Annotated in this window: 24 protein-coding genes; 11 read left to right on the top strand and 13 right to left on the bottom strand. The window is 61.3% G+C overall.

Translation table 11 applies throughout. The features are described 5' to 3' along the window. Nucleotides 1-112: 112 nt before the first annotated feature. Complete coding sequence (locus BM267_RS12390) at nt 113-2,248, top strand: methyl-accepting chemotaxis protein (protein WP_074780668.1); 2,136 nt, start codon at nt 113-115, stop codon at nt 2,246-2,248. Here BM267_RS12390 and BM267_RS12385 read toward each other — a convergent pair. Together BM267_RS12385 and BM267_RS12380 are read right to left on the bottom strand one after the other, a co-directional pair. Beyond that, on the bottom strand, nt 2,238-2,900 hold the full coding sequence (locus BM267_RS12385; protein ID WP_074780282.1) for an SOS response-associated peptidase: 663 nt from the start codon (nt 2,898-2,900) through the stop codon (nt 2,238-2,240). The two genes, BM267_RS12390 and BM267_RS12385, sit on opposite strands and share 11 nt — an antisense overlap. Beyond that, nucleotides 2,897-3,097, bottom strand: coding sequence for a CPXCG motif-containing cysteine-rich protein (locus BM267_RS12380; protein WP_036990612.1), 201 nt, complete (start codon nt 3,095-3,097; stop codon nt 2,897-2,899). Before BM267_RS12380 ends, BM267_RS12385 begins: the two co-directional genes overlap by 4 nt. Nucleotides 3,098-3,243: 146 nt before the next feature. On the opposite strand from BM267_RS12380, the gene BM267_RS12375 reads away from it, so the two are divergent. Next, the gene (locus BM267_RS12375) at nt 3,244-4,416 is read left to right on the top strand and encodes a 1-acyl-sn-glycerol-3-phosphate acyltransferase (protein ID WP_074780286.1); all 1,173 of its coding nucleotides are present in this window, start codon (nt 3,244-3,246) and stop codon (nt 4,414-4,416) included. On the opposite strand, the gene BM267_RS12370 is transcribed toward BM267_RS12375, so the two are convergent. Next, nucleotides 4,384-4,659 carry a hypothetical protein gene (locus BM267_RS12370; protein ID WP_036990610.1) on the bottom strand — a complete coding sequence of 92 codons (276 nt, stop codon included), beginning with the start codon at nt 4,657-4,659 and terminating at the stop codon, nt 4,384-4,386. The two genes, BM267_RS12375 and BM267_RS12370, sit on opposite strands and share 33 nt — an antisense overlap. 250 nt (nt 4,660-4,909) lie before the next feature. Here BM267_RS12370 and BM267_RS12365 point away from each other — a divergent pair, with 250 nt between their 5' ends. The 7 genes from BM267_RS12365 (at nt 4,910) to BM267_RS12335 (ending at nt 11,264) form a co-directional block, all read left to right on the top strand. After that, the gene (locus BM267_RS12365) at nt 4,910-5,371 is read left to right on the top strand and encodes an outer membrane lipoprotein (protein ID WP_036990609.1); all 462 of its coding nucleotides are present in this window, start codon (nt 4,910-4,912) and stop codon (nt 5,369-5,371) included. Nucleotides 5,372-5,529: 158 nt separating this feature from the next. Beyond that, the gene (locus tag BM267_RS12360) at nt 5,530-8,319 is read left to right on the top strand and encodes a monovalent cation/H+ antiporter subunit A (protein WP_074780289.1); all 2,790 of its coding nucleotides are present in this window, start codon (nt 5,530-5,532) and stop codon (nt 8,317-8,319) included. Continuing rightward, complete coding sequence (locus BM267_RS12355) at nt 8,319-8,645, top strand: Na+/H+ antiporter subunit C (RefSeq protein WP_074780294.1); 327 nt, start codon at nt 8,319-8,321, stop codon at nt 8,643-8,645. The genes BM267_RS12360 and BM267_RS12355 overlap by 1 nt, the downstream gene beginning before the upstream one ends. Beyond that, nucleotides 8,645-10,168, top strand: coding sequence for a monovalent cation/H+ antiporter subunit D (locus BM267_RS12350; RefSeq protein WP_074780297.1), 1,524 nt, complete (start codon nt 8,645-8,647; stop codon nt 10,166-10,168). The genes BM267_RS12355 and BM267_RS12350 overlap by 1 nt, the downstream gene beginning before the upstream one ends. Further along, a complete protein-coding gene (locus BM267_RS12345; protein ID WP_036990605.1) occupies nt 10,165-10,671 on the top strand; it encodes a Na+/H+ antiporter subunit E in 507 nt (168 codons plus the stop codon). Before BM267_RS12350 ends, BM267_RS12345 begins: the two co-directional genes overlap by 4 nt. Continuing rightward, nucleotides 10,656-10,925, top strand: a complete 270-nt coding sequence (locus BM267_RS12340) for a K+/H+ antiporter subunit F (RefSeq protein WP_036990604.1) — start codon at nt 10,656-10,658, stop codon at nt 10,923-10,925. Before BM267_RS12345 ends, BM267_RS12340 begins: the two co-directional genes overlap by 16 nt. Before the next feature lie 9 nt (nt 10,926-10,934). Then, a complete protein-coding gene (locus BM267_RS12335) occupies nt 10,935-11,264 on the top strand; it encodes a Na+/H+ antiporter subunit G (RefSeq protein ID WP_036990603.1) in 330 nt (109 codons plus the stop codon). Nucleotides 11,265-11,270: 6 nt separating this feature from the next. On the opposite strand, the gene BM267_RS12330 is transcribed toward BM267_RS12335, so the two are convergent. Beyond that, nucleotides 11,271-11,813, bottom strand: coding sequence for an OmpA family protein (locus BM267_RS12330; protein WP_051611012.1), 543 nt, complete (start codon nt 11,811-11,813; stop codon nt 11,271-11,273). A 129-nt stretch (nt 11,814-11,942) separates the two neighbouring features. On the opposite strand from BM267_RS12330, the gene BM267_RS12325 reads away from it, so the two are divergent. After that, nucleotides 11,943-12,599 (top strand): hypothetical protein, encoded by a 657-nt coding sequence (locus tag BM267_RS12325; protein ID WP_074780299.1) that lies wholly within the window; start codon nt 11,943-11,945, stop codon nt 12,597-12,599. A 152-nt stretch (nt 12,600-12,751) separates the two neighbouring features. Here BM267_RS12325 and BM267_RS12320 read toward each other — a convergent pair whose 3' ends face one another. From BM267_RS12320 to BM267_RS12300, 5 genes are read right to left on the bottom strand one after another with little or no spacing between them, the layout of a single operon-like run. Beyond that, on the bottom strand, nt 12,752-13,453 hold the full coding sequence (locus tag BM267_RS12320; RefSeq protein ID WP_036990602.1) for an ABC transporter ATP-binding protein: 702 nt from the start codon (nt 13,451-13,453) through the stop codon (nt 12,752-12,754). A 3-nt stretch (nt 13,454-13,456) separates the two neighbouring features. After that, nucleotides 13,457-14,230: a high-affinity branched-chain amino acid ABC transporter ATP-binding protein LivG gene (gene livG / locus BM267_RS12315; protein ID WP_074780302.1), complete on the bottom strand. Its 774-nt coding sequence runs from the start codon at nt 14,228-14,230 to the stop codon at nt 13,457-13,459. Beyond that, nucleotides 14,227-15,483, bottom strand: coding sequence for a high-affinity branched-chain amino acid ABC transporter permease LivM (locus BM267_RS12310; RefSeq protein WP_074780306.1), 1,257 nt, complete (start codon nt 15,481-15,483; stop codon nt 14,227-14,229). The genes livG and BM267_RS12310 overlap by 4 nt, the downstream gene beginning before the upstream one ends. Then, nucleotides 15,480-16,406, bottom strand: coding sequence for a high-affinity branched-chain amino acid ABC transporter permease LivH (gene livH, locus BM267_RS12305; RefSeq protein WP_036990599.1), 927 nt, complete (start codon nt 16,404-16,406; stop codon nt 15,480-15,482). Before livH ends, BM267_RS12310 begins: the two co-directional genes overlap by 4 nt. A gap of 55 nt (nt 16,407-16,461) precedes the next feature. Beyond that, the gene (locus BM267_RS12300) at nt 16,462-17,589 is read right to left on the bottom strand and encodes a branched-chain amino acid ABC transporter substrate-binding protein (RefSeq protein WP_036990598.1); all 1,128 of its coding nucleotides are present in this window, start codon (nt 17,587-17,589) and stop codon (nt 16,462-16,464) included. Nucleotides 17,590-17,818: 229 nt separating this feature from the next. Between BM267_RS12300 and BM267_RS12295 the strand changes: the two genes are divergently transcribed. Then, the gene (locus BM267_RS12295; RefSeq protein ID WP_036991145.1) at nt 17,819-18,118 is read left to right on the top strand and encodes a DUF2288 domain-containing protein; all 300 of its coding nucleotides are present in this window, start codon (nt 17,819-17,821) and stop codon (nt 18,116-18,118) included. A 27-nt stretch (nt 18,119-18,145) separates the two neighbouring features. Here the strand turns inward: BM267_RS12295 and phnE are convergent, their stop codons facing one another. From phnE to BM267_RS12275, 4 genes are read right to left on the bottom strand one after another with little or no spacing between them, the layout of a single operon-like run. Continuing rightward, a complete protein-coding gene (gene phnE / locus BM267_RS12290; protein WP_074780310.1) occupies nt 18,146-18,910 on the bottom strand; it encodes a phosphonate ABC transporter, permease protein PhnE in 765 nt (254 codons plus the stop codon). Continuing rightward, entirely contained in the window at nt 18,907-19,755 is an 849-nt protein-coding gene (locus BM267_RS12285; RefSeq protein ID WP_074780314.1) for a PhnE/PtxC family ABC transporter permease, read from the bottom strand. The genes phnE and BM267_RS12285 overlap by 4 nt, the downstream gene beginning before the upstream one ends. Then, entirely contained in the window at nt 19,746-20,564 is an 819-nt protein-coding gene (locus BM267_RS12280; protein WP_074780316.1) for a phosphonate ABC transporter ATP-binding protein, read from the bottom strand. Before BM267_RS12280 ends, BM267_RS12285 begins: the two co-directional genes overlap by 10 nt. Beyond that, nucleotides 20,561-21,427: a putative selenate ABC transporter substrate-binding protein gene (locus BM267_RS12275; protein WP_074780319.1), complete on the bottom strand. Its 867-nt coding sequence runs from the start codon at nt 21,425-21,427 to the stop codon at nt 20,561-20,563. The genes BM267_RS12280 and BM267_RS12275 overlap by 4 nt, the downstream gene beginning before the upstream one ends. Between the last annotated feature and the right edge of the window lie 75 nt (nt 21,428-21,502).

Below are 21,502 nucleotides of genomic sequence, written 5' to 3'. Positions count from 1 at the left end.
TTCCATGTTTCGGGTTTAACAGCTTTGACCTGATGAACGATATCAGATCATGGCTGGAGGTTTGACTATCACGGCCGATAAAGCGTTCATCAGCTCCCTGGCCGAGGCCCCTATGAAACTCAGATCCATCCAGTTTTCCATAGCCGCGCTGGCAGGTGCCTGCCTGTTCATCGCGGTCGGTATCATGACTCTGTACGCCCTGTTGGCATTCGAGCGCAACCAGAGCATGGTCATCGAACGCAGCGAGCAGATGTTGGGGCAGCGTGTGCGCAGCCAGTTGGAAGCCATTGCTACCGCTGAAAGCCTGCGCATCCGTCGACAGCTGGAGCAACCCTTTGCGGTGACCGAACAACTGGCGTTGCTCAATCGCCAGCTGGGCGAAATGCAGGAAGATGGTCTGCCGGCACTGATGATGAGCCGCGAGGAAATGGTTCGTTATATTCGACGGATACTGGAGGAGCAGCCGACGCTGCTGGCGGCTTACGTTGCCTGGGAACCGGGCGCGTTCGACGGGCTGGATAGTTTTTATCAGGGTGCTGGCGAGTCGGGGCATGACGAGCAGGGCCAATTCATGCCTTTCTGGTATCGCGAACTCGATGGCACACTGGCGCTGGAGCCGCTGGACGATCTCACGGACGAAACCATGCTGGAAACCGGCGTGCGCGTCGGTGAATATTATTTCTGCCCGCGTGATACGCAGCGTGCCTGTGTGATCGACCCGGCGCCCTACGAGCTGGGCGACAGCTGGGTCATGCTGTCGTCTTTCACTGCCCCGATCATGCTCAACGGCCAGTTCATGGGTATTGCCGGTGCGGACCTGTCGTTGCAGTTTCTGCAATCCATGCTCGAAGAGAGCGACAGCCGACTTTACGAGGGGCGTGGCACTCAGGCCCTGATCAGTCCCAACGGCCGACTGGTTGCCTGGACCGGTGAAGAGGCCGCGCCGGGGGATCCAGCCGAACGCGTGATCGATAAGCAGGGGCTGGCCAACCTCGCTGGCCTGGGCGATGACTTTCACTATGAACTGGATACGGCGGGTAATCGTGTGCAGTTGTGGATGCCGATTCCGATTGGCGACACCGGCACGCACTGGACGATGTTGATCAACTTGCCACTCGACGTGGTGATGGCTGACCTGCAGGCGCTGGAGACCGAGCTGACGCAGCGCCAATCCAGTGAGGCAATTACTCTGGCGGTGATCGGTGGGCTTACCGCCCTGGTTGGCCTGGGTGTGATGCTGGCGGTCGGTTACGGCTTGGCACGGCCAGCGCGGCAGTTGGTTTCCATGCTCAATGATATCGCTCGCGGCGAGGGTGATCTGACCCAGCGCCTGGCTGTCCAGCGCAGCGACGAGTTCGGGGATATCGCCCGTGGTTTCAATGCCTTTCTCGACAAGTTGCAGGACATGATCCGTGAGGTGGTCGGCTCGGTGCAGCAGGTGACCGACGCTGCCGAGCATACCGCCGACATTGCCATGCGTACCAATGATGGGGTGCAGCGCCAACTCGGCGAGATCGAGCTGGTAGCTACCGCAGTGACGGAAATGACCGCTACCGCCCAGGATGTGGCCCGTAACGCCAGCCTGGCCGCCGAAGCGGCGGGCAACGCCAACGGCTCGGCCGGTCATGGCCGCGAAGTGGTGCAGCAGACCGCGGCGACTATTCAGGGGCTGGCTGAAGATATCGAGCGCGCCTCACAGAGCGTGCAGCACCTGGTCCGTGACAGCGAGAACATCACTTCGATCCTGGATACCATCCGCGGCATAGCCGAGCAGACCAACCTGCTGGCGCTGAACGCAGCAATCGAGGCGGCGCGCGCCGGGGATCAGGGGCGCGGTTTTGCCGTGGTCGCCGACGAGGTGCGCTCGCTGGCGCTGAAGACGCAGAACTCTACTGAAGAAATCCAGAAGATGATCGAGCAGTTGCAAGCCGACACCCATCAAACGGTGAGAGTCATGGAGCAGAGCCGCAGCCGGACCAGCGACAGTGTATTGCAGGCCGAGGAGGCGGATGCGGCCTTGACCTCAATTACCCAGGCGGTATCGGTGATCAATGACATGAACATCCAGATTGCCAGTGCGGCGGAGCAGCAGAGCGCCGTGGCCGAGGACATCAACCGCAACGTCAACACCATCGGTGAGGTCGCCAATGCGGTGGCCGAAGGGGCTGGTGAGTCATCCAGCGCCAGCGCCGGCCTGACCAAGCTGGCCGAACATCAACGCCGGCTGATCAACCAGTTCAAGGTATAGGATCATCCAGCCTGACGGCGTGCCCGGTGGGGTTGCAGCATTGTGGCCCCTGGGTCGCCGGGCTGCTGACCGCCGGGTTGACCGGGTACATCAGTCGCACCTGGGAATCGGCATTGAGCAACAGTGGTTGCAATGCGCTCGGAGCGGTGGCCGCAGCGAGCCAGATGGCCTGTTCGGCCCGGTTCAGGGTGACCGGCATGCGTTCTCCCAGTCGGGCCGGCAGGCCCTTGGCCGGTGCGGTGATCAGAACGCAGCTGTCCCAGTACTCGCCATCATCCAATGCATAGCGCTCCCATAATCCAGCCAGTGCCAGCCCACCCTGTTCCTGTCGCAGGTACCAGGGTTGCTTGCGTTGCCCCTGTTGCTGCCATATATAAAAACCATCGACCGGCAGCAGGCAGCGCCGCTGTACCAGAGGTTCGCGGAACATCGGCTTGTCGTGCAGGAACTCGGCCTGAGCCGAGAAGGGCGCACGGCTCAGATCACGCAGCCAGCCCGGAGTCAGGTTCCATAGCACGTCGGCGCAGTCGAGGCGGTTGTCCAGCTTGCGCAGGATCAGTACGCGATTGCCGGGGCTGAGGTTCCAGTTGGGCTGCCAGCTCTGGGGCACCTCTGCCACCGGCGCATTGAACTGGGCGATGCGGCCGGTCACAGCGGGTCTTCCTCACGGCGCAGATCCAGCTGGTAACCTTCCAGGTCCGCATCGACCCACAGGTTGATGAGGATGGGCTGACAGCAAACGGCGCAGTCTTCGATATAGCTCTGGGTCCCGCCGCTGAGATCGACCAGCAAGCGGATGGGCTCGCCGCAGTGCGGGCAATGGCGGGCACATTCGTCCAGCAACGGCATGGCTATTCTCCTGGCAGCAGCTCGATGGGAAGGGGGAAGGGGAGTCTAGCTCCTTCCCCAATCCGACGAAACAATCACTCAGCAATTGTGAGTCGAATCGCTGCGCCGCATAATGCGCGGTTTCCACCCAAGGTAATGAGGAATGCATGGGCGAGTTTGATGCCATCCGGCCCTATGGAGACGATGAGGTGCCTGCCGTCATGCAACGGCTGTTGCATGATCGCGAGTTGCTGCAAACGCTGGCCCGCTACCGGTTCCCGCGGCTCAGCCGCTGGCTGCCGGGCATGGCCTCGGCCCTGGTTGGTGGTGGGCTGCGTCGTGAGGCGCGGGGCATTACCACTGTGGATGCGCTGCAGCACCGGCTTGAGCCATGGCTGGACAAGGTCATCGAGCGCAGCGCGCTCACCGTTACCTACAGCGGGCTGGAGCATCTGAGCAAGACGCGGCCTCATCTGTTCCTGGCCAATCACCGGGATATCGCCATGGATCCGGCCTTCGTCAACTATGCGTTGTACCATGGCGGCCATCCGACGCCACGCATCGCGATTGGCGACAACCTGCTGCAGCGGCCTTTCGTCAGCGACCTGATGCGGCTGAACAAATGCTTCATCGTGCATCGCTCGGTGGCCGGGCGGCGGGAAAAACTGGCGGTTTATCAGACCCTGTCCGCCTACATCAGCCATTCGATTCTGGATGGGCACTCGGTGTGGATTGCCCAGGCTGAAGGGCGCGCTAAGGACGGCTGCGATCGCACCGACACGGCGATCATCAAGATGCTGTGCATGAGCCGCAAGGGCGAAGCCTTTGCCGACGTGGTGCGCTCATTGAATATCGTGCCGGTTTCCATCGCCTATGAGTGGGACCCTTGCGATCAGATGAAGGCACGTGAGCTGGAGCAGCGTGAACGCACTGGCGGCTATACCAAGCAGCCGGGCGAGGATGACCGCTCCATTGCCATGGGCCTGACCGGCTACAAGGGGCGGGTGCATATCGCCTTCGGTAAGCCGCTGACCGAGGACTACCCCGATGCCAAGGCGGTGGCCGCGGAGGCGGATCGCCAGATTCTCGGGCTATATCGTCTGTATCCCAGCAACTATCTGGCGATGGAGCAACTGCTGGCGGAGCATCCAGCAGTAGACATCGCTGGCTGGCGCGGGCAGTTCGATGCTTCGATGCTGGCGGCTGAGGAACAGCGATTTGCCGAGCGCCTGGCGGCCTGCCCGCCGGATCAGCGCCCCTGGTGGTTGCGCCAATACGCCAACCCGGTGGCTAGCCGCCAGTGGGTGTCAGACCAGGCGGGCAGCGAGCGTGAGCAGTAGTGCCAGACCCAGGCAGACACCGCCGACCAGCATGAACATCCGGTTGGCGGGATGCGGGCGGGCCGTCGGGCCGGTTAGCGTCAATGCGCTGCCGCCGGTTGCCAACCGCATGGCGCGGGCGGTACGCCACTGGGTAGCGATGATCAGCCAGCTGCCACTGAGGCCGTAAAACAACGCCAGGCAGTTGAGTACAAAGGCGCTATTGTTAAGATAATAAAGCCACGCAAGCTGCAATACGGGCATGCAATTCTTCTCCGAATATATCGAGTGCTCGTGAGCTGCGGATTTAATTGTTATTCTGGCTGGAGCAGTGGGAAGGTGAATGATCGGCGCGGATTCTAAAGGAAACCGCAGTGGACCTCGACCCACGCCGAAGAAAACCCGATGAAAGGCCCCCGCAACATTCGCGGGCTGGCCGGGTCCAATATTTAGTGGCAGAAACTGCACACTAACCGGTAGCCTTCAGGGTTGCTGCACAATACAGAGGTGAATCATGAATATACGAATTCTCCAGAGCTGCCTGCTCGGTGTTGCGTTGGTGCTGGGTGGTTGTGCTTCGGGATTGACCGGTGACACCTACAGCCGCGATGAAGCGCGCGCGCCGCAAACAGTGCGTATGGGCACCGTCGAATCGGTTCGCCTGGTGCAGATCGAAGGCACCAGGACCAATATCGGTACCGGCGCTGGTGCAGTGGTTGGTGGTGTTGCCGGTAGCTCGATCGGTGGCGGACGTGGCAGCATTATTACCGGCGTGTTGGGTGCTGTCGCCGGTGGTATGGCGGGTGCGGCGGCCGAAGAAGGCATCACCCGCAATCAGGGTATCGAAATCACTGTGCGAGAGGATGGCGGTCAGACCCGCGCCTATGTGCAGGAAGTCGATCCGAGTATCTCCTTCGCTCCGGGCGAGCGAGTGCGGGTACTGACAGTCAACGGGGTTTCGCGTGTAAGCAAGTAGTAACCTGGCTGGCATGGCGGGTCGCTCATTGGCCCGTCATTGATTGACTGCCCGCTTGCGGGTGCCTTCATCCTGTCGTTCCCGGACATTTCCCGCCGCCGCGCTAGCGGGATGGACCATATTGTGCTGAGCACGTTCGAACAAACGGAGTTTCATGAATGACCCTGGCGCTGATCGTGCTGCTGCCACTGCTGAGTTTTTTCCTGCCACTGCTAACGGATACTAAAGGCCGCTCCCTATGTGCCTTGGCGACCATGGTGGCGCCAGTTCTGGGTCTGATACTGCTGTGGAGTCATGCCGCCACCGTTTTTTCAGGTGGGGTGGTGGTGCAGAGCTGGCCGTGGATCGAGCGGCTCGGACTCACCATCAGTTTTCGCCTCGATGGGCTGAGTTTCCTGTTTGCCTTGCTGATTCTCGGTATCGGCATTCTGGTTATCATCTACGCGCGCTACTACCTGTCGAAGAACGATCCGATGGGGCGCTTCTTCTTTTTCCTGTTGCTGTTCATGGCCGCCATGCTGGGGGTGGTCCTGTCGGAAAACCTCCTGTTGATGATGTTCTTCTGGGAGCTGACCAGCCTGTCGTCCTTCCTGTTGATCGGCTATTGGTCGCATTCTTCCGATGCGCGCAAGGGCGCGCGCATGGCGCTGGCGGTGACCGGGGGAGGTGGGTTGGCCCTGCTGGCCGGGGTGCTGCTGCTGGGGCAGGTGGTTGGTAGCTATGAGCTCAGTGTGGTGCTGGCTTCAGGCGATCTGATTCGCGAGCATGCGCTCTATCCGCTGATTCTGGTACTGGTATTGCTGGGAGTGTTCACCAAGTCTGCGCAGTTTCCTTTCCACTTCTGGCTGCCCCACGCGATGGCCGCTCCCACGCCAGTGTCGGCCTACCTGCATTCGGCGACCATGGTCAAAGCCGGGGTGTTTCTGCTGGCGCGGCTGTACCCGGCGCTATCAGATACGGACCTGTGGTTCTTCCTGGTCAGTATCACCGGTATGGCTACGCTGTTGCTGGGCGCCTGTACCGCACTGTTTCAGCATGATTTGAAAGGGTTGCTGGCTTACTCGACCATCAGCCACCTGGGCCTGATCACGCTGCTGTTCGGGCTGGATACCCAGCTGGCGGCTGTAGCCGCCGTGTTTCATATCATCAACCACGCGACCTTCAAGGCCTCGCTGTTCATGGCTGCAGGGATCATCGATCATGAGACCGGCACGCGGGACATGCGGCGCATCAATGGCCTGTGGAAGTACATGCCTCATACCGCGACGCTGGCTATGGTTGCGGCCTCGGCGATGGCTGGCGTGCCTCTGTTGAACGGTTTCCTGAGCAAGGAGATGTTTTTCACCGAGACCCTGCAGCAACACCAGTTCGGCAATTTCAGCTGGATGGTGCCGCTGGTCGCGGTAATAGCGGGCGTATTCTCGGTGGCGTACTCGCTGCGCTTTATTCATGATGTGTTTTTCAACGGCAAACCGGTGAATCTGCCGAAATTTCCACCCCATGAACCCAGCCGTTACATGAAGATTCCGGTCGAGATTCTGGTCGCCCTGTGTCTGCTGGTAGGCCTGGTACCAGGTTTTACCGTGGCCGGGTTGCTGGCAGTGGCAGCAGCAGCGACGTTAGGGGGAGACTTGCCGACCTACAGCCTAGCTATCTGGCACGGCTTCAACCTGCCGCTGGCCATGAGCGTGGTGGCGTTATTAGTGGGTGTGCTCATCTACTTCGGGCGGCACCGTTTGCTGGGTTGGCACGTGCACCTGCCGCGGTTGGATGCGAAAAATCTGTTTGAGCGTGTGATCCAGCGGCTGGTGAACCAGGCAGCAATGCTTACCTTGCGAATCGAGAACAGTTCGTTGCAACGCTATCTGCTATGGATGCTGCTGACGGCGCTGCTGATGAGCGGTTTCTGGTTGATGCAGCTCCCGTCACTGGTGGGGCCGATGCCCATGACCCCGGTGGATGGGGCAACTCTGGTCGGTGCCGTCCTGCTCATGCTGACCGCCGCCGCCACTGCGTATTGGCATCGTCGGCGGCTGGTGTCACTGGTCATGCTCAGCGTAGTGGGGCTATTCGTGGCCCTGGCCTTCGCCCGTTTCTCGGCGCCGGATCTGGCACTGACCCAACTCTCGGTCGAATCGGTCACTATCATCCTGATGATGTTGGCGCTGTTCTTCCTGCCGCGCACCTCGCCCGCAGAATCATCCGGATTGCGGCGCGGTCGAGATCTGCTGATCGCCGGATTGGCTGGTGTCCTGGTTACCGGGCTGTGCCTGGCCGTACTTACCCGACCCTACGATAGTATTGCCGGATATTTTCTGGCCAACAGCCTGTCGGGTGGTGGCGGAACCAACGTGGTGAACGTGATCCTGGTCGATTTTCGCGGCTTCGATACCCTGGGGGAAGTCACTGTCCTGGCGATTGCAGGCGCCGCTATCTACGCGCTGATCCACGGCCTGCGGTTGCGCAAACCATCGGTGGATGAACAGGGGTGGACCTGGGCGAGAGATGCTCACCCCTTCATGCTGGTGAACCTGTCACGGCTCATTCTGCCGTTGGCCTTGATGGTATCGGTGTACATTTTCCTGCGCGGGCATAATCTCCCGGGTGGTGGTTTCATCGCGGGCCTGATTACCGCAGTGGCGCTTATCCTGCAGTACATCGCCAGTGGTCACGCCTGGAGTCAGGCCCGTTGGGGTGTCGATTTCCATCATCTTGCCGGGGCCGGCGTAATCATCGCGGGGCTGACCGGAGTGGGCAGTTGGTTGTTCGGTTATCCTTTCCTGACCAGCGCATTCGATCATTTTGCCATTCCGCTGGTCGGTGAAATCGAGCTGGCAACGGCCCTCCTGTTTGACCTCGGTGTGTATCTGACGGTGGTCGGCGCCACACTGCTGATTCTGTCCAATCTGGGCAAGCTTTCCATCCATGCCGCCAGGGAGCCTGAATAATGGAACTGCTGTACGCTCTCACCTTGGGTGTGTTGACGATGTCGGGTGTTTATTTGCTGTTACGGGCCCGTACTTTTCCTGTGGTAGTGGGGCTGACGCTTATCAGCTACGCAGTGAATCTCTTCCTGTTTGCCATGGGGCGTCTGCATACAGGTAAGCCGGCGGTGCTTGGTCAGGTGGCCGAGCACGCCGACCCCCTGCCGCAAGCGTTGGTACTGACTGCCATCGTCATCGGCTTCGCAATGACTGCCTTCGCTCTGGTACTGGCGCTCCGCGCGCAGGGTGAGCTGGAGAATGATCACGTTGATGGGCGGGGCAAACGTTGATGGATCATCTGGTCATACTGCCAATACTGTTGCCGATGTTTGCCGGCGCCCTGCTGTTATTGAGCGGCCGGGCGAGTGAGGGATTCAAGCGCAGCCTCTGTCTACTGGCAACGCTGTTACAACTGCCACTGGCGATAGCCTTGATGGCACAAGCCAGCGGGGGATTGCAGGTTTACGCCGCCGGTAACTGGATGCCACCGTTCGGGATCGTGCTGGTGGTGGATCATCTGGCGGCGTTGCTGCTGCTGGTGACTGCGGTGCTGGCAATAGCGGCGGTGGTGTACGCCGTGCGCGGCGACGACCTGCTGGGGGCGAACTTTCACGCGCTGTTCCAGTTTCAACTGATGGGTATCAATGGTGCCTTTCTGACAGGTGACCTGTTCAACCTGTTCGTTTTCTTCGAAATCCTGCTCATCGCCTCCTACGCCTTGCTGTTGCATGGGACTGGTTCAGCCCGGATACGCTCGGGATTGCACTATGTGCTGCTGAACCTGTTCGGCTCCGCCCTGTTTCTGATCGCTATAGGTACTCTATATGGTGTTACCGGCACCCTGAACCTGGCCGACCTGTCCCAGCGTGTAGCCCAGCTGCCAGCCCCGGATGCTCCTCTTGTAGGGGCAGCAGCCATGCTTCTACTGGTGGTGTTTGGCCTCAAGGCAGCTGTCTTCCCTCTGTACTTCTGGTTACCCAAGGCTTATGCCGCTGCTACCCCGCCGGTGGCGGCGCTTTTCGCCATCATGACCAAGGTCGGGATCTACTCGATTCTGCGGATATACACCCAGGTTTTCGGGGATACTGCCGGTCCGCTGGCAGACCTGGCTAACGGCTGGTTATGGCCGGCGGCGTTATTGACCCTGGTTCTGGGTACCATAGGCGCGCTGGCTGCCAGCACCCTGAACGGTCTGATTTCCTACCTGCTGGTGGTATCTGTCGGCACGCTGCTGGCCGGGCTGGCGCTGGACAGCCACGATGCGCTGGTAGGCAGTCTCTACTATCTGATTCACTCGACCTGGGTCTGCGGCGCCTTGTTCCTGTTCGCGGGCATCATTTCCCGTTGCCGCGGGCCACGCTTTGTCGGTCGCCTGGTGCCGGGACCGGCGCTGTCCAGGCCGACATTACTGAGTGGCCTTTTCTTCCTGGCGGCGATATCGGTAATCGGTTTGCCGCCCTTGTCCGGCTTCGTTGGCAAGCTCTTGTTGCTGCGTGCGGCGGAGACCGGGGTGGCTGCGGGCTGGCTGTACTCGTTGTTGCTGGGCAGCGGACTGGTGTCCATCATTGCCTTCAGCCGTGCCGGTAGCACTTTGTTCTGGCGCACCGATCCGGCGGCCGCTGCCGGCGGACCGGTGGATAACGTGCGATTGGCGGCCGTCCTCGCATTGCTGCTGTGCTCTCCACTACTGGTGGTGTTTGCCGGCCCGCTGCTCGATTATCTCACCATCACTGTCGATCAGTTGCTGGATCCGCAGGAGTATGCGCGGCAGGTATTATCCATGCAGATCAGCACGAGCGGAGGTGGACATTGAACGCGCCAGGAAAATGGTTCCCGCATCCCTGGCTCAGCCTGTTGTTGCTAGGGGTCTGGCAACTGTTGGTCAACGATCTGTCGGCAGGGTCGCTCATCATGGGTGCGATACTGGGTTGGGTGATCCCTTTGCTGACGCATGCATTCTGGCCCGATCCCCCCAAGTTACACCGGCCCTGGGTGCTGGTTCGCTTTGTATTCCGGGTTCTCGGCGATATTCTCTTCGCCAACTTCGAAGTGGCCAAATTGATCCTGGGCGCCAGCAGCAGACTGCAACCGGCGTTTGTGGTCTACCCGCTCGAACTGCGTAACGAGTTCGGGATCGGGGTGCTGGCGACCACCATTTCTCTCACGCCGGGCACGGTCTCGGCGGATGTCAGCGAGGATCATCGGACCCTGCTGATTCACGGGCTGGATGTGCCGGATGAACAGGAATTGATCGACACCATCAAGCAGCGCTACGAGAAACCCCTGATTGAGGTGTTCGAATGCTCCACAACGTAATCATTCTCTGCCTGGGCATGATTTCGGTGGCCATGCTGCTGAATCTGTTGCGGCTGTTCAAGGGGCCGGATCTGCCTGATCGAGTGCTGGCGCTGGATACCCTGTATGTCAACGCCATCGCCATGATCATTCTGATGGGGCTGCTGCTGCGCTCCAATCTGTATTTTGAAGCGGCATTGCTGATAGCCGTGATGGGGTTTGTGGGTACCGTGGCCGTGGCCAAATACCTATTGCGTGGCGACATCATCGAATGAGGAGTGCCTATGGAAACTGCAATTGAATGGCTGGTCGCCGCACTGTTGCTGCTGGGAAGTCTGTTTGCCCTGATCGGCTCGTTCGGGCTGTTCAAGCTGCCGGACTTCTATATGCGCCTGCATGGCCCGACCAAGGCGACTACCTTGGGCGTCGGCTCGCTGGTGCTGGCGTCCATGATCTATTTCAGTACTACAGGGGAGGTGGGGCTGCACGAGCTGTTGATCACGCTGTTTCTGTTTATCACCGCGCCCACCAGTGCCTGCATGCTGGCCAAGGCTGCCATGCAGGTGCACGCCGCACGGGTCGAGCGGACCCGGGGCGAGCCTTGGGAGCAGTAGCAGGTATCAGTCGGCCAGAGCGATACTGGTGGGGTAGGGCGTGAGGATGATTTCTACCCGGCGGTTGAGCTTGCGACCTGTGTTACTGGCATTGTCGGCGCGGGGTTGGTTGTCAGCCATCGCGCTCAGACGCATGCGCTGACGCTCGATGCCACCGAGACGCAGCACGCTGGCCACAGCCTGGGCCCGCTCCATGCTCAGCTTCTTGTTCAGTTCGTCGCTGCCATCGCTGTCACTGTGGCCGACCACAGTCAACTGGCTGGCGCCGTCGACTTTCAGCGCCTGGGCAACCTTGCTCAGCGGCACCAGACCAGAAGGCAGCAACAGGGTGCGTTTGGGATGGAAGTTGCCGTCTACCGGTATCAGCAGACGAATCTGCTCCCCTTCGCGCTCGATCTCGTAACCCTGCTGCTCAGCGATGCTGGTGAGGTTGACGATGCGTGATTCGGCCCAGGACGGTGCCGGCGGAGCCTGTACAACTTCCTGTTTGGAGGAACAGGCGGTGACGAAAACCAGTGAAGCAAGTGCCAGTGTTTTTATGCTATTCATGTGCAATCCAGACGGTGAGGTAACCTGGGCCATCGAGTGCACACAGATTACCACCGGAAAATCGGGTTGTGACCACCAAATGCAAGCAATTCATCGGTTTATGGCCGATTCTTCAAAGAGGTTCACACTATGACGGGTTGGATTGGCCGGATACCGGCGTTGGCAGTCGCTGGTTTCTCCCTGATATTGACTGGCTGCGCCTCCTGGTCCCTCTGGCCGGCCGGGGAGGAAGCGCCCTCGCAGCTCGTTTCCGGTCTTGTCGAACGGGGTGGTGATGACCGCTGGGTTCTGCGCCCCTGCGGCCAGGAGCATGAGCGGTTGTTGCAACCGACCCCGCAACTGCGCGAGCTGTTCGATGATGTTGCCCAGCCGGGGCAGGTATCCATGTTCGCGGAGCTGCTGGTGACCGAGAACGAGGGCCGCTGGGTCGTCCAGCAGACCCAGCGGCTGCAGACCACCGGGCGTGGCTGCATGGACAACAGCGCCAGGAACAGTCAATGGGTCGGTTTCAGCCATGAGCCGGCCTGGAGGGTGGATATCAGCGCGCAAGGGCTGACGCTGACCACCGAGGATGCGGAAAGCGGTCGGCAACTGGCGACCATTCATGAACAGCTGCCGGATGGCGCGCAGGTATTTCGTGGAGTGCATGACCAGGGGCTGGAGCTATGGTTGTACCCCACCGGCTGCATCGACCGCAGCACCGGCGACTATTTCCACCTGAGCGCGACGCTGATGCGCGACGGACAGCGGTTGCGCGGCTGTGGGTATCAGGGGGCTGAGCGATAACTTTTTATCGCCTATGAGAGATTACCAGGGTCTGGTCCTGCTCAAAGCCTGCTCCCTGGGAGAGTCGAGCACCAGCTCGACCAGCAGCGCTGCCTGGGATCGCTTCATCGAGCTGGTGCTCGACGCTCCCAGGGATGGATCCATGACGGGGCTCAGGCACCCAGATACGCCTCCCGCACCTGCGGATTGGCCAGCAACTCCTCGCCGCTGCCCTGCATGAGGATGTGGCCGTGTTCCATTACATAACCCCGGTCGGCCAGTTTCAGCGCCTGGTTGGCGTTCTGCTCGACCAGGAAGATGGTTACGCCCTGGCGTCGCAGCTCTTCGATGATCTCGAAAATCTGCTGGATGATGATCGGTGCCAGGCCAAGAGAGGGCTCGTCGAGCAGCAATAATCGCGGTTTGCTCATCAAGGCACGGCCGATGGCAAGCATTTGCTGTTCGCCACCGGACATGGTCCCGGCACGCTGTTGAAAGCGCTCCTTCAATCGGGGAAACAGCTCCAGGGTGGCCTGCAGTTGCGCCTGCACCTCATTGCGCTCGAGAAAGAAGGCACCCATCGCCAGATTCTCTTCCACCGTCAGCCGGGAAAATACCCGCCGCCCCTCGGGCACGATTGCGATGTCCCGCCGCATGATGTCGCAGGTGTCCATCCCCATCAGTTCCTCGTCACGGTAGCGAATACTGCCGCTGGTCGGTGCGGGGTCGCCACACAGGGTCATCAACAATGTGGTCTTGCCGGCGCCATTGGCACCGATCAGGGTGACGATCTCGCCGGCTTCCACCTGCAGGCTGACATCGTGCAGCGCCTGGATCTTGCCATAGAAGGTATTGACGTCAGTGAATGACAGCATGCTTCAGGTCTCTCCCAGATAGGCCTTGATCACCTCGGGATCGCAGCACACCTGCTCCGGTGTACCGGCGGCCAGCGGGCAACCCTGGTTGATCACTACCACATGGTCGGAGATTCCCATTACCAGCTTCATGTCGTGCTCTATCAGCAGGATGGTCAGCCCATGTTCGCTGCGCAATTCGGCGATCAGTTCCTGCAGGTCGGCGGTTTCCCGCGGATTGAGCCCGGCGGCGGGCTCATCGAGCATCAGCAGGGTCGGGCGGGTGACCATGCAGCGGGCGATCTCCAGGCGGCGCTGCTGACCGTAGGCGAGGGTGCCGGCGGTGCGGTTGGCAAACTCCAGCAGCCCGGTCCGTTCCAGCCACTGCGCGGCGCGGTCCAGTGCTTCCTTTTCGCTGCGGCGAAAGCCCGGCGTCTTCAGCAACCCCGCGAGCATATTGGTGTTCATGTGATGATGCTGGGCTACCAACAGGTTCTCCACCACGCTCATTTGTTTGAACAGACGCACATGCTGGAAGGTACGTACCATGCCCTTGCGCGCCAGCTTGAAGCCGGGCATGCCGCTGACTTCCTCGCCGCGAAAGCGGATGCTGCCGGCACTGGGCTTGTAGAAGCCGGTCAGGCAGTTGAATACCGTGGTCTTGCCCGCGCCGTTGGGGCCGATCAGCGAGACGATCTGACCCTCGGCGACCTGCAATGCGACTTCGTTGACCGCCAGCAGTCCACCGAAACGCATGCACAGGCCGGATACATCCAGCAAAGGAGCGACGCTACTCATGTTCCCAGCTCCATATGCGGGCGCTTCATCGGCAGCAGCCCCTGGGGCCGCCAGATCATCATCAGCACCATCAGCAGGCCGAACAGCAACATGCGATATTCATCGAACTGGCGCGCCACCTCCGGCAACAGGGTCATGATGATGGCCGCCAGGATTACCCCCAGTTGCGAGCCCATGCCGCCGAGTACCACGATAGCCAGGATGATCGCCGACTCGATGAAAGTGAAGGACTCCGGACTGATGAAGCCTTGGCGCGCGGCGAAGAAGCAGCCGGCAAAGCCGGCGAAGGTCGCGCCGATGGTGAAGGCGTTGAGCTTGACCGCGGTGGGGTTGATGCCCAGCGACCGGCAGGCGACCTCATCCTCGCGCAGAGCCTCCCAGGCGCGGCCCACCGGCATGCGCAGCAGGCGATTGATAACGAACAGGGTCAACAGCACCAGCAGCAGGGCGAGGAAATACAGGAACATCACCCGGTGCACCGAATTGAACTCGATGCCGAAGAACTCGTGGAAGGTCTGCATGCCCTCGCTGGCGCGGCGGCTGAACTCCAGGCCGAACAGCTCTGGCTTGGGGATGCTGCCGATGCCATTGGGACCATTGGTCAGCGCGGTAAAGTTATTCAGCAGAATGCGAATGATCTCGCCGAAACCCAGGGTGACGATGGCCAGGTAATCGCCGCGCAGGCGCAATACCGGAAAGCCCAGCAGAAAGCCGAACAGCGCCGCCATGGCCCCGGCGGCGGCCAGCCCGGTCCAGAAGCCGACACCAAAATACATGGCCAAAAGCGCGTAGGTATAGGCGCCGACCGCGTAGAAGCCGACATAACCCAGATCCAGCAGCCCGGCCAGCCCCACCACGATATTCAGCCCCAGTCCGAGCATTACATAGATCAACACCAGGGTGGCCAGGTCGATATTGCTGCGGTTGCTCATGAACGGCCAGATCAGCGCAGCGGCAATCAGAAAACACCAGAACAACCGGCGCACGGCAGGTCGCCCGGCGAGAATGCTGAACGCCGCCGGGGTGCGGGGCAGGGCCGGCACCTTGAACCACAGCGCCGTCAGTTGATCGCGGAACAGATTGAACAAGAAGATGAACAGCGCCGCTGCGGCGATCTTCATGGCGACATCAGGTCCGGCGCCGGTCAACGCCAACCCGGTACCTTGCTGACTGATTCGCACGCCCATCAGCAGGCCACTGAGCGCGACCACCACCACGGCGGAGATCAGCGCCGGTTTCAGATTGCGCATCATACCTTCTCCACCTCCGGCCGCCCGAGAATGCCACTGGGACGGAACAGCAGTATCAGAATCAGCAAGCTGAAAGCCACCACGTCCTTGTATTCGGCGCTGAAATAGCCAGATGTCATGGCTTCGGCCACGCCCAGCAACAGCCCGCCGAGTACCGCGCCGGGAATGCTGCCGATACCGCCGAGTACCGCTGCGGTAAACGCCTTGAGCCCCGCCATGAAGCCGATATAGGGGTTGATCACCCCGTAGTACATACCCAGCAGCACCCCGGCTACTGCCGCCAGGGCGGCGCCGATGACGAAAGTCAGGGCGATGATGCCATTGGTATTGATGCCCAGCAGGTTGGTCATCTTCAGGTCTTCGGCGCAGGCGCGGCAGGCACGGCCCATGCGTGAGCGGGTGATGAACAACGTCAACAAGGTCATGCTGATCAGGGTCACCACGAAGATGATGATCTGCATGTAGGACAGGGTCGCATGGAAGCCGGTCGTGGGGCCGATGTCGAGGCCGCCGCGCACCAGGTTGGGCATGGCAATGTCCCGCGAGCCCTGGGCCAGACGCACCAGGTTCTGCAGGAAGATTGACATGCCGATTGCGGAAATCAAAGGAATCAGCCGGTTGCCGCCGCGCAGCGGCCGGTAGGCGACCCGCTCGATACTGTAGCCGTAGGCACTGGTAACGATCATGCTGACCACCAGGGCGCCGATGATCAGTAGCGGCAGCGACTCGATGCCCATCAACGCCAGCGCTGCCAGCACGATAAAGGCGATGTAGCTGCCGATCATGTACACCTCGCCATGGGCGAAGTTGATCATGCCGATGATGCCGTAGACCATGGTGTAGCCGATGGCGATCAGGGCATAGGTGCTGCCCACGGTCAGGCCATTGAGCAGTTGTTGCAGCAGATAGTAAAAACTGTCGGGCATGGATACATCCTTGAGCGCGGGGTCGGCGTTGCCGCCGACCCGTGAGCAGGTTGTGTTACTCGCTCAGTGCGGTCTTGGTTCCGTCCGCATGCCACTCATAGACCACGAAGTTGAAGTCCTTCAGGTCGCCTTTCTCGTCAAACGCCAGCTTGCCGGTAGGGGTATCAAAGGTGTTGCTGCGCAGTGCTTCGGCCACATCGACTGGGTCGGTACTTTCCGCCAGGCGTATGCCATCGGCAATCACCTGTACCGCAGCGTAGGATGGGAACACGAAGGGGCCGCGCGGGTCCTGCTTGCGCTCCTCGAACGCCTCCACCAGGTGGGCGTTGGCCGGGTCTTCATCGAATGCCTTGGGCAGGGTGACCAGCATACCTTCGGCTGCCTCACCGGCGATCGCGCTGATATCGCTGTTACCCACGCCTTCCGGCCCCATGAAGGTAATATTCAGTCCCTGTTCGCGGGCCTGGCGCAGGATCAGCCCCAGTTCCGGGTGATAGCCGCCGAAATAGGCGAAATCGACGCCGGATTGGCGCAGACGGGCGATCAGTGAGGAGAAGTCCTTGTCGCCGGCGGTGATGCCATCGAAGATCGGCACATCGATACCGGCCTCGGTCAATACACCGCGCACCGCGGTGGCAATGCCTTCACCGTACTGCTGTTTGTCATGGATGACTGCTACCTTCTGCGGCTTCACGTGCTCGACGATGTACTTGCCGGCAGTCGGACCCTGGAGGCTGTCGAGGCCGATGGTGCGAAATACCAGTTCGTAACCGCGGTTGGTGATGTCCGGGCTGGTGGCGGCGGGGGTGACCATGAGGATGCCTTCATCCTCGTAGATATCGGTGGCCGGCTGGGTGGAACTGGAGCAAAGGTGGCCGACGACGAAGCTGATGCCCTCGTTGACGATGCGGTTGGCCACCGCGACAGCCTGCTTCGGGTCGCAGGCATCATCGAACACCACGCCTTGGAGCTGGGCACCGTTGACGCCGCCAGCCTTGTTGATCATCTCGATGGCCATGTTGGCGCCGGTGAACTGCATGTCGCCATATTGCGCCACGGCGCCGGTCACCGGGCCGGCGAGGGCGATGCGGATATTCTCGGCGGCCAGGGTAAGACTGCTGACGCCGGCGAGGGCGGTGATGACGATGAATTGAGAAAGAGCCTTGCGCTGTGTCTTTTTCATGCCATTTGCTCACTTTTTATTGGAGTTGTAGTCGGGTCTGCTGGCGCTATCTTGCATTGCCTCGGAGAGTCGGCATGGTCGAAATGGAGCGCCCCCAGATAAGTGAACTGTAGCGGAGGCGATGCCAAGCCGCTACTCCCTTGCCGCTTCGGTTTCCAGTCAACGGGATATTGCATCTGGCGCTGTGATGGTTACCATGCGCAACAATCATTCCCCAGAGGTAGAAGCCATGCCCGCGCCAAGCGAAACCTATGCCGCCATTCTCGGCGCCACCGCCCAGATCGAATGGAACGCACTCGAGCCGCATTTTGCCCGCGGCGAACTGCTGGTGGTCGATAGCGGGCTGGACCTGGTCACCGTTGCCCAGGCTTTTATCGACGATGATAGCGCCAAGGTAAAAGACTGGATGGCGCAGGGACTGCTGGGCGCCGCCACAGATACCCAGGCGGCGGACTGGTTCGAGCGCAATCCGGATACGCTGTGGGCGGTGGTCATCCGGCCGTGGGTGCTGATGCAGGAGCGGAGCTGAGTTTTACCGCGCCGCCGACTGCAAGGTTTACCCCCAGCGCCGCCGCAACCAGGCGCTCAGCGCATCCACCAGCAATACCATCACCAGCATCGCCAGGATCACACTGGCGGCGCGGGGTTGCTGGAACAGGCTGAGGGTGACGTAAAGCATCTGACCCAACCCGCCGGCACCGACAAACCCCAGCACCGCGGCCATGCGGATGTTGTTTTCCCAGCGATACAGGGTGTAACTCAGCCACTGGGCCAGGACGCCCGGCAGGGTGCCGTAACAGAAGGCCGCTACCGGGCCGGCGCCGGCTTCGCGCAGGGCGCGGGTCGGGCCGGGCGGGGCGTTTTCCAGCGCTTCGGCAAACAGCCGGCCCAAAACCCCAGCCGTGTGCAGCGCCAGTGCCAGGGTGCCGGCAAAGGGGCCGAGGCCGGCAGCCAGCACCATGAGCGCGGCCCAGACCAGCTCCGGTATCGAACGCAAGGCATTGAGCAGCAATCGCGCCAGCAGCTTCGCCACGGTGCCCAGCCGCCCGGCTGCCAGCAGGCTCAGGGCGGCGCCGGCCAATGCAGCCAGCAGTGTTCCGATGGCGGAGATGGCCAGGGTTTCCAGCGAGCCATGGAAGATCTGCCGCAGCCAGTTGGTCGAGGTGTCCGGCGGGAAGAAGGAAGCGGCATAGCTGTGCATCTGCTGCAACCCGTCACCGGCGAACAGGGCGACAAAATCCAGCTTCAGCCAACTGAAGGACGCTACCACCGCCGCCAGCAGCAGGGCGACCCAGATCAGCGCTTCGAATTGGCGTTTCATGCCAACCGCCGGCGCAGTAGATTGCTGAGCTGGTCTGCCGCCAAGACCAGGACCAGGAAGGTCAGCAGGATGGTCACTACCTCGCCGCCGGCGAACATGCGAATTGACAGGTCGATCATCTGCCCCAGCCCGCCGGCTCCGACGAAGCCCATGATTACCGAGGCACGGATAGCGCATTCCCAGCGGTACAGCGTGTAGGAGGTCAATTCCTGCGCGGCAGCGGGCAGAATCCCGTAGCAGAACGCAGCCAGCCGCGAGCTGCCGGCCTGCAGCAGCGCCTGGGCCGGGCGTCGATCCACCGACTCGTAGATTTCCGCATAGACCTTGCCGAGCATGCCGCTGTAGGTGATGGCAATGGCCAGCACCCCCGCCGTCGGCCCCAGCCCCACGGCGCGTACGAACAGCAGCGCCCAGACGATTTCCGGGATGCTGCGCAGAATGATGAGTAATAGTCGCGCCGGATAGCGCAACATTCGACCGACAGGGCTTGGCTGTCCGCGTGCTAAGGCCGACACCGATAGCGCATGACTGGATATCAGGCTCAGCGGTACCGCCAGCAGCAATGCCAGCACCAGCCCAGCGGTGGCCATGGCCAGGGTTTCCAGCGTGGCCTTGCCCAGCAGGGTGAGAAAGCCCGAAGACAGTTCCGGCGGCCAGAAGCCGGCCAGAAAGCGCGCAAAGATATCAAGATTGCGCGGATCGACCAGGGTCGCGAGATTGAACTCGGTCAATACCAGACCGGGCCAGAGCACCAGCAGGGCGAGAATAATCAGCAGCAGCCGGGGCAGGGCGGCTGGATCACGGGGGCGGCCATGGACCCCGACATCGGTACCGCTCAGGTACATCGGCGTGGTGCCTCGAGGGATGCAGCGGCTATTGCAGATACCGGATCGGCAAAGACGGGCTCGTTGAAGCTGTCGTTGCTATACAGCTGGTCCAGCTCCGCCTGGGAGACGCGTTCGGCCGGCAGGTCGAACAATACCCGCCCGGCCCGCAGGCCGATGATCCGGGGGAAATGCCGTAGCGCCAGGTCCACCGCATGCAGGCTGGCGACCAGGCTGATCTGGCGCTCGGCTGCCACCTTGCCCAGTACGTTCAGCGTATGGTCGGCCAGCACCGGGTCCATCGCCGAGACTGGTTCGTCAGCCAATAGCAAATCAGCGCGTTGATACAGCACGCGGGCGATACCGACACGCTGCAGTTGGCCACCGGAAAGCTGATCGCAACGAGCGAACAGCTTGTCCTGCAGGTCCAGCGGTTCCAGCGCGGCACGGGCCCCGGCGCTATCCAGGGGGTAGCATAGCGAGATCAGGGAGCGCAGCAGCGACCATTGACCCAGCCGGCCGGCCAGCACGGCGGTGACTACGCGTTGGCGCGGCGGCAGTGGAGGACTCTGATGGATCAACCCGATGCGGGCTCGCAGCCGGCGCAAAGCCTGACCCTTGAGCGTGGCGGGGTCAACGCCCAGCAGGTGCAGTTGCCCGGTGCTGGGCGCAAGCCCCGTGCCGAGCAGCCGCAACAGACTGGTCTTGCCCGCGCCGGACGGCCCGATAATGGCGACCCGTTCGCCCTGGTTAATGCTCAGATCGATGTCATGCAGGGCTTGAAAACCACCGGGGTGGGTCAGGCCCACCCCGTCAAGCCGTACGGTCACTGCAACAGGCCGGCGGAGCGGGCCGCCTCTTCGATGCCCTCGTAATTCTCGGCACTGGTTTCAACGAAGCGAGAGGCCCGCTGCAAATCCAGAATTGCCTTGTGTTCGGGGTTTGCCGGGTCCAGCTTGAGGAAGGCGGCCTTGATGTCCTGCACCAGTTGCGCGTCCAGATCGCCGCGCACGGTCCAGTTGTAGTCGAAATAGGTCGGCGTGGTGCCGTAGACGCGCACCTTGGCGGTATCGACCTTGTTTTCCTCGACCAGTTTGTCCCACACCGAGGTGTTCAACACACCCGCATCCACCCGGCCGGCTTCGACCCAGGCGACGGTGGCGTCATGGGCACCGGAAAAACCGACTCGGCTGAAATCGTCATCCGGATTGATGCCGTCCTGCAGCAGGAAGTAGCGCGGCATCAGGTGGCCCGAGGTGGAAGAGACCGAGCCGAAGGCGAAGCTCTTGCCCTGCAGATCCTTGTGTTTGTTGATTTCAGGGTCGGCAGTGATGAAGGTGCTGGTGAAGACCTCATCCTCTTCTCGTTGCACCACCGGAATGGCATCGCCGGTACGCAGCCGCGCCTGAACGAAGGTGAAACCACCGAGCCAGGCCATATCCAGGCGCCCGGCGCCCAATGCCTCAACCACGCCAGCGTAGTCGGATACCGGCTGGAAGGTCACTTCGATGCCCAGCTCCTGTTCCAGGTAGGCACCCAGCGGCTCGAATTTGCGCAGCAGCTCGGTAGGCGCTTCATCGGGGATGGCAGACACGCGCAGCACCTTGGTCTCGGCATGGGCGGGCAGAAAACTGGCGGCAAGGGTCATGCAAACGCCAGCCAGAATGGCCAGCGGGCGGCGAAAAGTCGACATGTGATGCTCCGGTTCAATAGCGGAAGACTCCCATCCGGAGGTCGAGGCCGGATGAGGCGTGGCGCAAGTTTACTG

The sequence above is a fragment of the Halopseudomonas bauzanensis genome (genome assembly GCF_900114735.1).
GTDB lineage: Bacteria > Pseudomonadota > Gammaproteobacteria > Pseudomonadales > Pseudomonadaceae > Halopseudomonas > Halopseudomonas bauzanensis.
The sequence above is the reverse complement of the archived record's forward strand: the minus strand, read 5'-3'. Positions and strand labels throughout refer to the sequence as shown.

Excerpts from the sequence above, each read along its gene's own strand:
- livG (WP_074780302.1), bottom strand. The coding sequence starts at position 14,230 with ATGAGTAGCGTCGCTCCTTTGCTGGATGTATCCGGCCTGTGCATGCGT.
- BM267_RS12365 (WP_036990609.1), top strand. The coding sequence starts at position 4,910 with ATGAATATACGAATTCTCCAGAGCTGCCTGCTCGGTGTTGCGTTGGTG.
- BM267_RS12320 (WP_036990602.1), bottom strand. The coding sequence starts at position 13,453 with ATGCTGTCATTCACTGACGTCAATACCTTCTATGGCAAGATCCAGGCG.
- BM267_RS12310 (WP_074780306.1), bottom strand. The coding sequence starts at position 15,483 with ATGATGCGCAATCTGAAACCGGCGCTGATCTCCGCCGTGGTGGTGGTC.
- BM267_RS12370 (WP_036990610.1), bottom strand. The coding sequence starts at position 4,659 with ATGCCCGTATTGCAGCTTGCGTGGCTTTATTATCTTAACAATAGCGCC.
- BM267_RS12360 (WP_074780289.1), top strand. The coding sequence starts at position 5,530 with ATGACCCTGGCGCTGATCGTGCTGCTGCCACTGCTGAGTTTTTTCCTG.
- BM267_RS12325 (WP_074780299.1), top strand. The coding sequence starts at position 11,943 with ATGACGGGTTGGATTGGCCGGATACCGGCGTTGGCAGTCGCTGGTTTC.
- BM267_RS12285 (WP_074780314.1), bottom strand. The coding sequence starts at position 19,755 with ATGTACCTGAGCGGTACCGATGTCGGGGTCCATGGCCGCCCCCGTGAT.
- BM267_RS12295 (WP_036991145.1), top strand. The coding sequence starts at position 17,819 with ATGCCCGCGCCAAGCGAAACCTATGCCGCCATTCTCGGCGCCACCGCC.
- BM267_RS12380 (WP_036990612.1), bottom strand. The coding sequence starts at position 3,097 with ATGCCGTTGCTGGACGAATGTGCCCGCCATTGCCCGCACTGCGGCGAG.
- BM267_RS12300 (WP_036990598.1), bottom strand. The coding sequence starts at position 17,589 with ATGAAAAAGACACAGCGCAAGGCTCTTTCTCAATTCATCGTCATCACC.
- livH (WP_036990599.1), bottom strand. The coding sequence starts at position 16,406 with ATGCCCGACAGTTTTTACTATCTGCTGCAACAACTGCTCAATGGCCTG.
- BM267_RS12340 (WP_036990604.1), top strand. The coding sequence starts at position 10,656 with ATGCTCCACAACGTAATCATTCTCTGCCTGGGCATGATTTCGGTGGCC.
- BM267_RS12375 (WP_074780286.1), top strand. The coding sequence starts at position 3,244 with ATGGGCGAGTTTGATGCCATCCGGCCCTATGGAGACGATGAGGTGCCT.
- BM267_RS12275 (WP_074780319.1), bottom strand. The coding sequence starts at position 21,427 with ATGTCGACTTTTCGCCGCCCGCTGGCCATTCTGGCTGGCGTTTGCATG.
- BM267_RS12350 (WP_074780297.1), top strand. The coding sequence starts at position 8,645 with ATGGATCATCTGGTCATACTGCCAATACTGTTGCCGATGTTTGCCGGC.
- BM267_RS12330 (WP_051611012.1), bottom strand. The coding sequence starts at position 11,813 with ATGAATAGCATAAAAACACTGGCACTTGCTTCACTGGTTTTCGTCACC.
- phnE (WP_074780310.1), bottom strand. The coding sequence starts at position 18,910 with ATGAAACGCCAATTCGAAGCGCTGATCTGGGTCGCCCTGCTGCTGGCG.
- BM267_RS12390 (WP_074780668.1), top strand. The coding sequence starts at position 113 with ATGAAACTCAGATCCATCCAGTTTTCCATAGCCGCGCTGGCAGGTGCC.
- BM267_RS12335 (WP_036990603.1), top strand. The coding sequence starts at position 10,935 with ATGGAAACTGCAATTGAATGGCTGGTCGCCGCACTGTTGCTGCTGGGA.
- BM267_RS12355 (WP_074780294.1), top strand. The coding sequence starts at position 8,319 with ATGGAACTGCTGTACGCTCTCACCTTGGGTGTGTTGACGATGTCGGGT.